This is a genomic window from Mycobacterium kansasii ATCC 12478, from assembly GCF_000157895.3.
In the GTDB taxonomy this organism is placed as follows: Bacteria; Actinomycetota; Actinomycetes; order Mycobacteriales; family Mycobacteriaceae; genus Mycobacterium; species Mycobacterium kansasii.
On record NC_022663.1, the window covers coordinates 5,495,773 to 5,508,893 of the forward strand.

The window sequence follows — 13,121 nt, forward strand, 5'->3', positions numbered from 1 at the left end:
GTTCCCGACATGCGATGGCTTGTGGCCTGGCTGGCCGTGGTTTGTGTGATGGTGCTGGGCTGTGGTCGCATCGGTCATGGAACCGGTCGTGGTGAGGAGGGGCCGTTGAGCCCCGAAAAGGTGGCCGAATTGGAGAACCCGCTGCGGGCCAAGCCTTCATTGGAGGCCGCCAGGGAGGAGTATCGCGCCGCGGTGACGCAGATGGCCAATTCGATCACAGGCTTGGTGCCGGGGTTGACTTGGCGAACCGATATGGACAGCTGGAACCACTGTGAAGGCGAATATGTATGGACCGACGCCAAGATGGCTTACCTCATGGTGGTCTTCAGTGGACCAATCCCGGACGACAAGTGGCCGCAGGCCGTGCAGATCGTCAAAGACCGTGGTAAACAATTCGGCGCCACCAACTTCGGGGTGATGAAAAACAAGCCTGGCGATCACGATGTCTACATCGCGGGCCATGGCGGAGTCGAGTTCAAGCTATCCACTCAGAAAGCGGCGGTCCTCACGGCACAGTCAGATTGCCGGATCAGCGAAACCGACACCCCGAAACCACCGCCAACCTCCTAGCCGCCGGAGAGGACATTGATGCGATTGCCCATGGCGTGGCTGATGGTCCTAATTCTTGTGATGGGCTTAGGCTGCGGTCGCATCGGTCATCGAACCGGTCGTGGAGAGGAAGGCCCGTTGAGCCCGGAGAAGGTGGCCGAATTGGAGAACCCGCTGCGGGCTAAGCCGCCGCTAGAGGCCGCCAAGGATCAGTACCGGGCCGCGGTGACTCAGATGGCCAACGCGATAACGGCCCTGGTGCCTGGGTTGACTTGGTCGATGGACATGGATACCTGGACTGGCTGCGGCGGTGACTACGAGTGGACCAGGGCCAAAGCGGCCTATTTCATGGTCGGGTTTAGTGGACCAATCCCCGACGACAACTGGCCGCAGGCCGTTCAGATCGTTAAGGACGGGGCAAAACAATTCGGCGTGACCAACTTTGGTGTCATGAAAGACAAGCCGGGTGACCACGACATATACATTTCCGGAGCTGGCGGCATATTCAAGCTCGGCACCCAGGTTGCGTCATCGCTCACCGCGCAATCGGACTGCCGCATCAGCCAGACCGACACGCCCAAACCCACGCCCACCCCGTAGCGCGCCGCAGCAAAGCGTGTGACAAGGAACAATTCGTCTCCACCTCGCCAGTTCATTAGGGTGGTTGATCGTGACAGGGCGCGAGTCGACCGGCGGACAGCCGACGCTGTGGGCTGTCTCCGACCTGCACACCGGTCACCTGGGCAACAAGCCCGTCGCCGAGTCGCTGCACCCCTCGTCGCCGGACGACTGGCTGATCGTCGCCGGCGACGTCGCCGAACGCACCGACGAGATCCGCTGGACACTGGACTTGCTGCGGCGGCGGTTCGCCAAGGTCATCTGGGTGCCCGGTAACCACGAGTTGTGGACCACCAACCGCGACCCCGCGCAGATCTTCGGCAAAGCGCGTTACGACTACCTGGTCAATATGTGCGACGAACTGGGCGTCGTGACCCCCGAGCACCCGTTTCCGGTGTGGACCGAACGCGGCGGCCCGGCCACCATCGTTCCGATGTTCCTGCTCTACGACTACTCCTTTCTGCCGCACGGCGCGACCAGCAAAGCCGAGGGCATGGCGATCGCCAAGCAACGCAACGTGGTGGCCACCGACGAATTCCTGCTCTCACCCGAGCCGTACTCCACCCGAACCGCCTGGTGCCACGAACGGGTGGCCAGCACGCGCGCGCGTCTTGAACAGCTCGATTGGATGCAACCGACCGTGCTCGTCAACCACTTTCCCCTGCTGCGCGAGCCCTGCGAAGCGCTGTTCTACCCGGAATTCTCGCTGTGGTGCGGAACCACCAAGACCGCCGACTGGCACACCCGCTACAACGCCGTGTGCTCGGTATACGGCCATCTCCACATTCCCCGCACCACCTGGCATGACGAGGTGCGCTTCGAAGAGGTGTCGGTGGGCTACCCGCGGGAATGGCGTCGTCGCAAGCCGTACAGCTGGCTGCGCCAAGTCCTGCCCGACCCGCAGTACGCGCCGGGTTATCTCAACGACTTCGGCGGCCACTTTGTCATCACTCCCGAGATGCGTGCCCAAGCCGCCCAATTCCGGGAACGATTGCGGCAGCGGCAATTACGGCGGTGACGACGAGCATGCTGGTGTCGTCGGTGTTGCCCGGCGCGGTGGTCGAGGATCTGGCGTACGCCGAGATGTACTCCGACCCGCCCGGTCTGGCGCCCTTGCCGGACGAGGAGCCGTTGATTGCCAGGTCGGTAGACAAGCGCCGCAACGAATTCATCACCGCCCGGCATTGCGCCCGCGTCGCGCTGCGTGAGCTCGGCGTGCCGCCGGTGCCGATTCTCAAGGGCGACAAGGGACAACCCTGCTGGCCCGACGGCGTCGTCGGCAGTCTGACCCACTGCACCGGTTATCGGGGCGCGGTGGTCGGGCGCAGCGGGGCGGTGCGTTCGGTGGGCATCGACGCCGAACCGCACGACGTGCTGCCCAACGGCGTGCTCGACGCGATCAGCCTGCCTGCCGAACGCGCCGAACTGTCCCGCAGCATGCCGGCCGGCCTGCACTGGGACCGAATCTTATTCTGCGCCAAGGAGGCAACGTACAAGGCGTGGTTCCCGCTGACCGAGAGATGGCTGGGTTTCGAAGACGCCCACATCACGTTCGACGCCGACGCCTCCGGTATGACGGGCCGCTTCAGGTCGCGCATCCTGATCGACCCGTCGGCTCTATCGGGTCCGCCGCTGACGACGCTGAGCGGCCGATGGTCGGTCGAACGTGGCCTGGTGCTCACCGCTATCGTGCTATGAGCCAAAGCCGCACCGGCCCAGGCCTTGTGGTGGTCGACAAGCCGGCCGGAATGACCAGTCACGACGTGGTGGGGCGGTGCCGCCGCATCTTCGCCACCCGCAAGGTAGGCCATGCAGGGACGCTGGACCCGATGGCCACCGGCGTGCTGGTCATCGGAATCGAACGCGCCACCAAGATCCTGGGCCTGCTGACCGCGACGTCGAAGTCGTATGCCGCCACCATCCGCCTGGGCCGGTCCACGTCCACCGACGACGCCGAAGGCGAAGTGTTGCAAACCGTTTCCGCCGCGCATGTCACGGATGAGCAGATCGCCAGCGAAATCGCCGGGCTGTGTGGCGACATCAGTCAGGTGCCCTCGGCGGTAAGTGCAATCAAGGTCGGCGGCCGTCGCGCCTATGAGCTCGCCCGCCAGGGCCATGACGTCGCGCTGCAAGCTCGGCCGGTACGGGTCGACCGGTTCGACGTTCTGGCCGCGCGACGCGGCGGCGACGGCGTCGTCGACCTCGACGTGGAAGTCGACTGCTCGTCGGGCACCTACATTCGCGCGTTGGCCCGTGATCTCGGTGATGCCCTTGGCGTGGGTGGCCACCTGACGTCGTTGCGACGCACCCGGGTGGGCCGCTTCGGCCTGGACCAGGCGTGCTCGCTCGACGAGCTGGCGCAGCATCCGCAACTCAGCCTGAGCCTGGACGACGCATGTCTGCTGATGTTCCCCCGCCGCGACCTCACCGCCGGGGAGGCCGAGGCCACCGCCAACGGCCGGCCCCTCGCGCCGGCCGGTATCGACGGCATATACGCCGCCGCCGACGCCGACGGGCGGGTGATTGCGCTGCTGCGCGACGACGGTCCACGGACCAGATCCGTGGTCGTAATTCGTCCGGCAACGTTGTAGGGGCACCCGGGCTGTTGTCCGTCGGTATCCAGGTTGCACACTGGGAGGCAGGCCAACGGCGCTCGCCGGGCGGCCGCTGCTCGAATGGAAGGGGCGTGCATGTCTCCCAAGATGCCTAGCAAGGTTTTCGTCGTCGGCGTGGGCATGACCAAGTTCGAGAAGCCGGGCCGCCGCGAAGGCTGGGACTATCCCGACATGGCGCGGGAATCGGGAACCAACGCGCTGCGCGATGCCGGCGTCGACTACAACGACGTCGAGCAAGGCTACGTCGGCTATGTCGCCGGCGATTCGACGTCCGGGCAGCGGGCGCTCTACGAGCTCGGCATGACCGGGATCCCGATCGTCAACGTCAACAACAACTGCTCGACCGGCTCGACGGCGCTGTTCTTGGCGGCCCAGGCCATCCGCGGCGGAATCGCCGACTGCACGATCGCGCTCGGCTTCGAGAAGATGCAACCCGGTTCGTTGAGCGGTGGTGCGCAAGACCGCGAATCGCCGATGGCCAGACACGTCAAGGCGCTGGCCCAGATCGACGAGTTCGCCATGCCGGTGGCCCCGTGGATGTTCGGCGCCGCCGGCCGGGAGCACATGAAGCAATATGGCACCACAGCAGAGCATTTCGCCAAGATCGGCTACAAGAATCACAAACACTCGGTCAACAACCCCTACGCGCAGTTCCAGGAGTCCTACACCCTCGACGACATCCTGGCGTCGCGGATGATCTTCGACCCGCTGACCAAGCTGCAATGTTCGCCGACCTCCGACGGTTCGGCTGCGGCGATCCTGGCATCGGAGTCGTTCGTCGACAGTCACGGGCTGGCCGGCCAGGCGGTGGAGATCGTCGGCCAGGCCATGACAACCGATTTCGCGTCCACCTTCGACGGCAGCGCCAAGAACCTCATCGGCTACGACATGAATGTCCAGGCGGCACAACGTGTTTATCAGCAATCGGGGCTCGGTCCCCAGGACTTCCAGGTGATCGAGTTGCACGACTGCTTTTCGGCCAACGAGCTCTTGCTGTACGAGGCGCTGGGCCTGTGCGGCCCGGGCGAGGCGCCCAAGCTGATCGACAACGGCGACACCACCTATGGCGGACGCTGGGTGGTCAACCCTTCCGGCGGTCTCATCTCCAAGGGGCATCCGCTGGGCGCGACGGGCTTGGCGCAGTGCTCCGAATTGACCTGGCAGCTGCGCGGCACCGCAGACAAGCGGCAGGTCGACAACGTCACCGCCGCTTTGCAACACAACATCGGGCTGGGCGGCGCCGCCGTCGTCACCGCCTACCAGCGCGCCGAGCGCTGAAATCGGGCGCGCGCCGTGATCGAGTGGTCCGAGACCGATCTGATGATGCGCGACGCGGTTCGCCAATTCATCGACAAAGAAATCCGGCCGAATCTGGACGAACTGGAAACCGGTGCGCTGTCGCCATATCCGATCGTGCGCAAGCTGTTCAGCCAGTTCGGCCTCGACGCGGTGGCCGCCGAATCGGTCAAGTCGATGCTGGACCGGGAGCGGGGTGAGCAGCTGGGGAAGAGCGAAAGCGCCAGCAGCTCAAGCAGTTTCGGTGTCCTCGGTGCCCAGGCGTCGATGGTCGCGGTCATGGTGTCCGAACTCGCGGGGGTGAGCATCGGATTGATCAGCACGGTCGCGGTCAGCATCGGGTTGGGGGCGGCGACCATCATGAGCCGCGGCACGCTGGCCCAGAAGGAGCGCTGGTTGCCTGAGCTGATGACGCTGGAAAAGGTCGCGGCGTGGGCAATCACCGAGCCTGACTCGGGCTCGGATGCGTTCGGCGGCATGAAAACCCACGTCAAGCGCGACGGCGCGGACTACATTCTCAACGGGCAGAAGACCTTCATCACCAACGGTCCCGACGCCGACGTGCTGGTGGTCTACGCCAAACTCGACGACGGCCCGGTTGGCGACTCCGATGCGGACCGGCGCAACCGGCCGGTGCTCACCTTCGTTTTGGATGCCGGAATGCCGGGCCTGACGCAGGGCAAGCCGTTCAAGAAGATGGGCATGATGTCGTCGCCTACCGGCGAACTTTTCTTCGACAACGTGCGACTGACTCCGGACCGTCTGCTGGGGGAGCAGGAACAACACACAAACGGCGACGGGCGCGACAGCGCCCGCGCCAATTTCGCCGCGGAACGCCTCGGGGTTGCGTTGATGGCGCTGGGCATCATCAACGAATGTCACCGGCTGTGTGTGGCGTATGCGAAGACCCGCACCCTCTGGGGCAAGAACATCGGACAGTTCCAGCTGATCCAGCTCAAGCTTGCCAAAATGGAAATTGCTCGAATCAACGTGCAGAACATGGTGTTTCAAATTTTGGAACGGCTCAAGGCCGGCAAGCTCCCGTCGCTGGCAGAAGCATCGGCGATCAAGCTTTATTCGTCGGAGGCCGCCACCGACGTCGCGATGGAAGCCGTGCAGTTGTTCGGCGGCAACGGCTATATGGCCGAGTATCGGGTGGAACAGCTTGCCCGCGACGCAAAATCGCTGATGATCTATGCCGGCAGCAACGAGGTTCAGGTGACTCATATCGCCAAGGGACTGCTGGCCTGACGCTAGGCCACCACCCAGATCGCTCGTGCCGCCGGGCTGCCCAAGTCGACGGGCGTCGGTGCGCCGTCACCGGACTCGATCGTCACCGAGATCATGCCCGCGAATTCGCGCCGCGTTACAACCCGCAGCCGCGAGTCCAGGCTGATTCCGACACTGTCGAAGTACCGCAGCATTTCCGGGTCGGCATCGGAAATGCGGGCCACCGTGCCGGTGTCGCCGTCGCGACACTCCCACAATTGCCGGGCCGGCGGCGTGGGCACTTGCCCGTCGGAGGCCGGAATCGGATCGCCGTGCGGATCGCGCTGCGGAAAGCCCAGCTTGGCGTCGATCCGGGCCACCAGCCGATCCGATACGGCGTGTTCGAGCACCTCGGCCTCGTCGTGCACTTCGTCCCAGCCGTAGCCGAGTTCATTGACAAGGAAAGTTTCCAGAAGCCGGTGTCGGCGCACCATCGCCAGCGCCGCGCGGCGGCCGACTTCGGTCAACGTCACCGCGCCGTATTTTTCGTGGTCGACCAGACCCTGCTCGGCGAGTCTGCGGATCGACTCCGAGGCCGTGCTGGCCGAGACCCCGATCTTCTCGGCCAGCATCTTGGTACTGACCTTTTCCAACGACCACTCCTGGGCCTTCCAAATCACCTTCAGGTAGTCCTGGGCAACCGTGGTAAGGCCGCCAGGCTCTTCGTCAGCCCTCACAACCTGAAAGTTTAGGCGGATCTGAGCTGAAACCGGGGCTGCGATCACCTCGGATGGCCGGTACCGCCGTCGAGTCTGCGGTGAGCGCGCCTAGCCAACCGCGATCGACGCTGTGGACGCAGTCTCAGCGCGGTCAGCGCAGTCTCGAACCGCAAATGAGCCGCCGCAACCCGCGTAACTTGCCCGCCACAGCTCAACCGGCACCGTAGGCTTGCCTTTGTGCAGCGGTGGCGCGGCCAAGACGAGATCCCCACGGACTGGGGTAGATGCGTACTGACGGTCGGGGTGTTCGACGGCGTGCATCGCGGGCACGCGGAGTTGATCGCGCACGCGGTGAAAGCCGGCCGTACCCGCGGCGTGCCGACCGTGCTGATGACATTCGATCCACATCCCATGGAAGTGGTGTACCCCGGCAGTCATCCGGCGCAGCTGACGACGCTGACTCGCCGCGCTGAGCTGGTCGAAGAGCTGGGCATCGACGTATTCCTGGTGATGCCGTTCACCACCGACTTCATGAAGCTCACCCCGGACCGCTACATCCACGAGTTGCTGGTCGAGCACCTGCACGTGGTTGAGGTCGTCGTGGGTGAGAACTTCACCTTCGGTAAGAAGGCGGCCGGCAATGTGCACACCCTGCGGCGGGCCGGCGAGCGGTTCGGGTTCGCGGTGGAGGCGATGTCGCTGGTGTCCGAGCACCACAGCCACGAGACCGTGACGTTCTCGTCCACCTACATCCGGTCCTGCGTGGACGCGGGTGACGTGATGGCGGCCACCGAAGCACTAGGCCGCCCCCACCGCGTCGAAGGCGTCGTGGTCCGCGGCTACGGGCGGGGGGCCGAGCTCGGTTTTCCCACCGCTAACATCGCACCCCCGATGTATTCGGCCATCCCCGCCGACGGTGTGTACGCGGCCTGGTTCACGGTTTTGGGCCATGGCCCGGCAACCGGGGCGGTGATTCCCGGTGAGCGCTACCAGGCCGCGGTGTCGATCGGGACCAATCCGACGTTCTCCGGGCGTACCCGTACCGTCGAGGCCTTCGTGCTGGACACCACCGCAGACCTGTACGGCCAACATGTGGCCCTGGACTTCGTTGCTCGGATCCGTGGCCAGAAGAAGTTCGAATCGGTTCGTGACCTCGTCGCCGAGATTGCCGCCGACACCGAGCGCACCCGGGCGTTGCTGACCGGGGGCTGACGGTTATGCCGCCGGGCTGAACCGCTGCTAGACTGCCCGTCGTTACTCGGTGCGTGCTGCGGTTCGCGGTGGCCGTGCCCGAAAAATTCCTTGATCGCGGACCAATTGATGGAGATGTTTCGTGGCGCTGACTGCCGAGCAGAAAAAGGAAATTCTCAAGACCTACGGTCTGCATGAGACCGACACCGGATCCCCCGAAGCGCAGATCGCGCTGCTGACCAAGCGGATCGCCGACCTGACCGAGCACCTGAAGGTGCACAAGCATGACCACCACTCGCGCCGGGGGCTGCTGCTGCTGGTGGGCCGCCGGCGACGGCTGATCAAGTACATCTCCCAGATCGATGTCGAGCGCTACCGCTCGCTCATCGAGCGGCTGGGTCTGCGTCGCTGACACCTGGCGGCATGCGCGCCCTCGCGTCCGTGGTCGTGGCGGCGTCCGGGATAGTGCTGGGGTGCTCGTCAGCGACCAACCTGGTCGACCTCAAGGTGGGGGATTGTCTCAAGCTCGGCGGCACACCCGACCGACCACAGGCCACCAAGGCGGCGTGCGGCAGCCCGGACTCTAATTTCAAGGTCGTCGCTGTGGTGAAGCCCGGGGGCGAGCGCACGCAATGCCCGGCCGACGTCGACTCCTCATATTCCATGCATAACTCGTTAAGCGGCGAGAACAGCACCCTATGCCTGGACGTCGATTGGGTCGTCGGCGGCTGCATGAGCGTCGACCCGGCGCACAAAACCGAACCGTTCCGGGTGGACTGCAACGACGCGTCGGCGCCGCATCGGCAGCGGGCCACGCAGATCCTGGAAAACTTGGAGCCGCCCGTCACCGCCGACCAATGTGCCAGCGGCGTGGGCTACACCTACACCCAGCGGCGGTTCGCCGTGTGCGTCGAGGACGTCACCAACGGACCGCGGACATAGTGGTCGGACATATCGGGCATCCGGGTCTTCCCGGTCCCCGCAGTTAGCCGGTGTACAGTAATGACGTTCTGGGCCGGTTCGGCCCGAGCACATGGTGCGGTCCACGTAGATCCGCGTGTACCGCTCCAGCGAGTCACTAGGTATGTCCGAGGGAGCAGCCCGGCCTGTATCGGGCGGTCTTCGGTAGTGGCTGCCGGGCTCCCCGGATCTGGGGAGGTCGGCCGCTTCGATCGATGGCCGTAGCCGCATTCAGGCTCTCTTTCATAAGGGACGCTCCCAGGGCGGCTCGCAGGTCCGTCCGGGCCCGCGAGTTGGCTCTGCGAACCCTCGGGTTGTACGTGACAACGCGAAACAGATGAACAATCCAGAGAGGGCGCGCGGACGTCATGTCTGTAGCTGAAATTGAAGAAGGCGTGTTCGAAGCGACCGCCACCATCGACAACGGGAGCTTCGGCACCCGCACCATCCGGTTCGAGACCGGCCGGCTGGCCTTGCAGGCGGCCGGCGCGGTGGTCGCCTACCTCGACGAGGAGAACATGCTCCTGTCGGCGACCACTGCCAGCAAGAATCCCAAGGAGCATTTCGACTTCTTCCCGCTGACCGTCGATGTCGAGGAGCGGATGTATGCGGCCGGCCGCATCCCCGGTTCGTTTTTCCGTCGTGAGGGACGACCCTCCACCGACGCCATCCTGACCTGCCGACTCATCGACCGGCCGCTGCGCCCGTCGTTCGTCGACGGTCTGCGCAACGAGATCCAGATCGTGGTGACGATCCTGAGCCTGGACCCCAACGACCTGTACGACGTGCTGGCGATCAACGCCGCGTCGGCGTCCACTCAACTGGGCGGACTGCCCTTCTCCGGTCCCATCGGCGCGGTGCGGGTGGCGCTGATCGACGGCACCTGGGTTGCGTTTCCGACCGTCGAACAGATCGGACGTGCGGTGTTCGACATGGTGGTCGCCGGCCGCATCGTCGGTACCGACGATGCGGGCAAGCCGGACGTCGCAATCATGATGGTCGAAGCGGAGGCCACCGAAAACGTCATCGATCTCCTCGAGGGCGGTGCCGCGGCGCCGACGGAAAGCGTGGTGGCCCAGGGGCTGGAGGCAGCCAAGCCGTTCATCGCCGCACTGTGCACCGCGCAGCAGGAACTTGCCGACGCGTGTGGGGCTTCGGCCGGGACGGCCGGCGACTTCCCGGTGTTCCCCGACTACGGCGACGACGTGTACTACGCGGTGTCCTCGGTGGCCACCGACGAGTTGGCCGCCGCGCTGACCATCGCCGGTAAGGCGGAACGCAATCAGCGCACCGACGAAATCAAGACCCAGGTGCTTGAACGGCTCGCCGACACCTACCCGGGCCGGGAGAAGGAGATCGGGGCCGCGTTCCGCGCGCTGACCAAGAAGCTGGTGCGGCAGCGCATCGTCACCGACCACTTCCGCATCGACGGCCGCGGCATCACCGACATCCGCGCCTTGTCGGCCGAGGTCGCGGTGGTACCGCGGGCACACGGCAGCGCGCTGTTCGAGCGCGGTGAGACCCAGATCCTCGGTGTGACGACCCTCGACATGGTCAAGATGGCCCAGCAGATCGACTCGTTGGGGCCGGAGACGACCAAGCGCTACATGCATCACTACAACTTCCCGCCGTTCTCCACCGGCGAGACGGGCCGGGTCGGCTCGCCCAAGCGCCGCGAGATCGGCCACGGCGCGCTAGCCGAACGTGCGCTGGTGCCGGTGCTGCCCGGTGTCGAGGAGTTCCCGTACGCCATCCGCCAGGTGTCGGAGGCGCTGGGCTCCAACGGCTCGACGTCGATGGGGTCGGTGTGCGCGTCCACGCTGGCGCTGCTGAACGCCGGGGTGCCGCTCAAGGCGCCGGTGGCCGGCATCGCGATGGGCCTGGTGTCCGACGACATAGAGGTAGAGGGTGACGACGGAAAACGCACCGAGCGGCGCTTCGTCACCCTGACCGACATCCTGGGCGCCGAAGACGCCTTCGGTGACATGGACTTCAAGGTCGCCGGAACCAAGGACTTCGTCACCGCTTTGCAGCTGGACACCAAGCTCGACGGCATTCCGTCGCAGGTGCTCGCGGGCGCGCTGGAGCAGGCCCGCGACGCCCGGCTGACCATCTTGGAGGTCATGGCCGAGGCCATCGACCGGCCCGACGAGATGAGCCCGTATGCGCCGCGCGTCACCACCATCAAGGTTCCGGTGGACAAGATCGGCGAGGTCATCGGCCCCAAAGGCAAGGTCATCAACGCCATCACCGAAGAAACCGGTGCACAGATCTCCATCGAGGACGACGGAACCGTGTTCGTCGGCGCCACCGACGGGCCCTCGGCGCAGGCCGCGATCGACCGGATCAACGCCATCGCCAATCCCCAGTTGCCGACGGTAGGGGAGCGGTTCCTCGGAACAGTGGTCAAGACAACCGATTTCGGTGCCTTCGTCTCACTGCTGCCCGGGCGGGACGGCCTCGTACACATCTCCAAGCTCGGCAAGGGCAAGCGCATCGCGAAGGTCGAGGACGTGGTCAACGTCGGCGACAAGCTGCGGGTGGAGATCGCCGATATCGACAAGCGCGGCAAGATCTCGCTCGTCTTGGTGGCTGAGGAGGAAAGCTCCGCCAACGCGCCTTCCGGCACCGCAGCGCCAGCCGATGCCGCGACGGCCAGCAGCTGAGCCAGCGGCGGCCCAGGCGGTGCGCCGCACTACGCTGCCGGGCGGTCTGCGCGTCGTTACCGAATACTTGCCGTCGGTGCGTTCGGCCTCGGTCGGGCTCTGGATCGGCGTGGGATCGCGCGACGAGGGCGTCACAGTGGCCGGCGCTGCGCACTTCCTCGAGCACCTGCTGTTCAAATCGACGCCCACCCGCACCGCCGTGGACATCGCGCAGGCAATGGACGCCGTGGGTGGCGAGCTGAACGCGTTCACCGCCAAGGAACACACCTGTTACTACGCGCATGTGCTCGACGCTGACCTGGCGCTGGCCATGGATCTGGTCTCCGATGTGGTACTCAACGGGCGCTGCGCCGCCGACGATGTCGAGCTGGAACGCGACGTCGTCCTCGAGGAGATCGCGATGCGCGACGACGATCCCGAGGACGCGCTGGCGGACCTGTTCCTCTCGGCGCTGTTCGGCAACCATCCGGTGGGCCGGCCGGTGATTGGCACCGTGCAATCCGTATCGGCGATGACCCGAGCCCAGCTGCAGTCGTTTCACCTGCGGCGCTACACACCGGAGCGCATGGTCGTGGCGGTGGCCGGCAACGTCGATCACGGCGAGGTGGTCGCATTGGTGCGGGAGCACTTCGGGCCGCGGTTGGTCCGCGGGCGCCGGCCCGTCGCACCACGCAAGGGTGCCGGCCGGGTGAACGGGATGCCCGGGTTGACGCTGGCCGAGCGCGACGCCGAGCAGACGCACGTCTCGCTGGGCATCCGCACGCCCGGGCGCGGCTGGCAGCACCGCTGGGCGCTGTCGGTGCTGCACACCGCGTTGGGCGGCGGGCTGAGCTCGCGGCTGTTCCAGGAGATCCGCGAGGCCCGCGGGTTGGCCTACTCGGTGTGCTCCGCGCTGGACATTTTCGCCGACAGCGGCGCACTGTCGGTGTATGCGGCCTGCCTGCCCGAACGTTTCGCCGAGGTGATGCGAGTGACCGCCGACGTGCTGGAATCGGTGGCACGCGACGGCATCACCGAGGCCGAATGCCGGATCGCCAAAGGCTCGTTACGCGGCGGCCTGGTGCTGGGCCTGGAAGATTCCAGCTCACGGATGAGCCGCATCGGTCGCAGCGAATTGAACTACGGCAAGCACCGCAGCATCGAGCACACCCTGCAGCAAATCGAGCGGGTCACCGTCGAGGAGGTCAACATGGTGGCCCGCCGGCTGCTCGGCAACCGCTACGGCGCTGCCGTTCTCGGTCCCTACGGCTCGAAACGACAGCTGCCGCAACAACTTCGAGCGATGGTAAATTAACCCG

General features: G+C 65.5%; 13 protein-coding genes. 12 read left to right on the forward strand and 1 reads right to left on the reverse strand.

What is annotated here, in order from left to right:
- Positions 1 to 9: 9 nt before the first annotated feature.
- The 7 genes from MKAN_RS23770 to MKAN_RS23800 all read left to right on the forward strand — a co-directional run bounded on the left by MKAN_RS23770 (position 10) and on the right by MKAN_RS23800 (position 6,329).
- Positions 10 to 570, forward strand: coding sequence for an LppA family lipoprotein (locus MKAN_RS23770; RefSeq protein ID WP_036392045.1), 561 nt, complete (start codon positions 10 to 12; stop codon positions 568 to 570).
- An 18-nt stretch (positions 571 to 588) separates the two neighbouring features.
- The gene (locus tag MKAN_RS23775; protein ID WP_036391357.1) at positions 589 to 1,149 is read left to right on the forward strand and encodes an LppA family lipoprotein; all 561 of its coding nucleotides are present in this window, start codon (positions 589 to 591) and stop codon (positions 1,147 to 1,149) included.
- Positions 1,150 to 1,219: 70 nt separating this feature from the next.
- Entirely contained in the window at positions 1,220 to 2,185 is a 966-nt protein-coding gene (locus MKAN_RS23780) for a metallophosphoesterase family protein (protein ID WP_023372442.1), read from the forward strand.
- On the forward strand, positions 2,182 to 2,865 hold the full coding sequence (gene pptT / locus MKAN_RS23785; RefSeq protein WP_023372443.1) for a 4'-phosphopantetheinyl transferase PptT: 684 nt from the start codon (positions 2,182 to 2,184) through the stop codon (positions 2,863 to 2,865). Before MKAN_RS23780 ends, pptT begins: the two co-directional genes overlap by 4 nt.
- Complete coding sequence (truB, locus tag MKAN_RS23790) at positions 2,862 to 3,758, forward strand: tRNA pseudouridine(55) synthase TruB (RefSeq protein ID WP_023372444.1); 897 nt, start codon at positions 2,862 to 2,864, stop codon at positions 3,756 to 3,758. Before pptT ends, truB begins: the two co-directional genes overlap by 4 nt.
- Positions 3,759 to 3,869: 111 nt before the next feature.
- Positions 3,870 to 5,060: a lipid-transfer protein gene (locus MKAN_RS23795; RefSeq protein ID WP_023372445.1), complete on the forward strand. Its 1,191-nt coding sequence runs from the start codon at positions 3,870 to 3,872 to the stop codon at positions 5,058 to 5,060.
- Positions 5,061 to 5,075: 15 nt separating this feature from the next.
- Positions 5,076 to 6,329, forward strand: a complete 1,254-nt coding sequence (locus MKAN_RS23800; RefSeq protein ID WP_023372446.1) for an acyl-CoA dehydrogenase family protein — start codon at positions 5,076 to 5,078, stop codon at positions 6,327 to 6,329.
- A 2-nt stretch (positions 6,330 to 6,331) separates the two neighbouring features.
- On the opposite strand, the gene mntR is transcribed toward MKAN_RS23800, so the two are convergent.
- Positions 6,332 to 7,024 carry a manganese-binding transcriptional regulator MntR gene (gene mntR, locus MKAN_RS23805; protein WP_023372447.1) on the reverse strand — a complete coding sequence of 231 codons (693 nt, stop codon included), beginning with the start codon at positions 7,022 to 7,024 and terminating at the stop codon, positions 6,332 to 6,334.
- Between the two features lie 219 nt (positions 7,025 to 7,243).
- Here mntR and MKAN_RS23810 point away from each other — a divergent pair, with 219 nt between their 5' ends.
- The 5 genes from MKAN_RS23810 (at position 7,244) to MKAN_RS23830 (ending at position 13,117) form a co-directional block, all read left to right on the forward strand.
- Positions 7,244 to 8,218, forward strand: coding sequence for a bifunctional riboflavin kinase/FAD synthetase (locus MKAN_RS23810; RefSeq protein WP_023372448.1), 975 nt, complete (start codon positions 7,244 to 7,246; stop codon positions 8,216 to 8,218).
- A gap of 121 nt (positions 8,219 to 8,339) precedes the next feature.
- On the forward strand, positions 8,340 to 8,609 hold the full coding sequence (rpsO, locus tag MKAN_RS23815) for a 30S ribosomal protein S15 (protein WP_023372450.1): 270 nt from the start codon (positions 8,340 to 8,342) through the stop codon (positions 8,607 to 8,609).
- An 11-nt stretch (positions 8,610 to 8,620) separates the two neighbouring features.
- Entirely contained in the window at positions 8,621 to 9,139 is a 519-nt protein-coding gene (lppU, locus tag MKAN_RS23820; protein WP_023372452.1) for an LppU family putative lipoprotein, read from the forward strand.
- A 386-nt stretch (positions 9,140 to 9,525) separates the two neighbouring features.
- Positions 9,526 to 11,823: a polyribonucleotide nucleotidyltransferase gene (locus MKAN_RS23825; RefSeq protein WP_036391360.1), complete on the forward strand. Its 2,298-nt coding sequence runs from the start codon at positions 9,526 to 9,528 to the stop codon at positions 11,821 to 11,823.
- Positions 11,801 to 13,117, forward strand: coding sequence for a M16 family metallopeptidase (locus MKAN_RS23830; protein ID WP_023372456.1), 1,317 nt, complete (start codon positions 11,801 to 11,803; stop codon positions 13,115 to 13,117). Before MKAN_RS23825 ends, MKAN_RS23830 begins: the two co-directional genes overlap by 23 nt.
- Positions 13,118 to 13,121 lie beyond the last annotated feature (4 nt).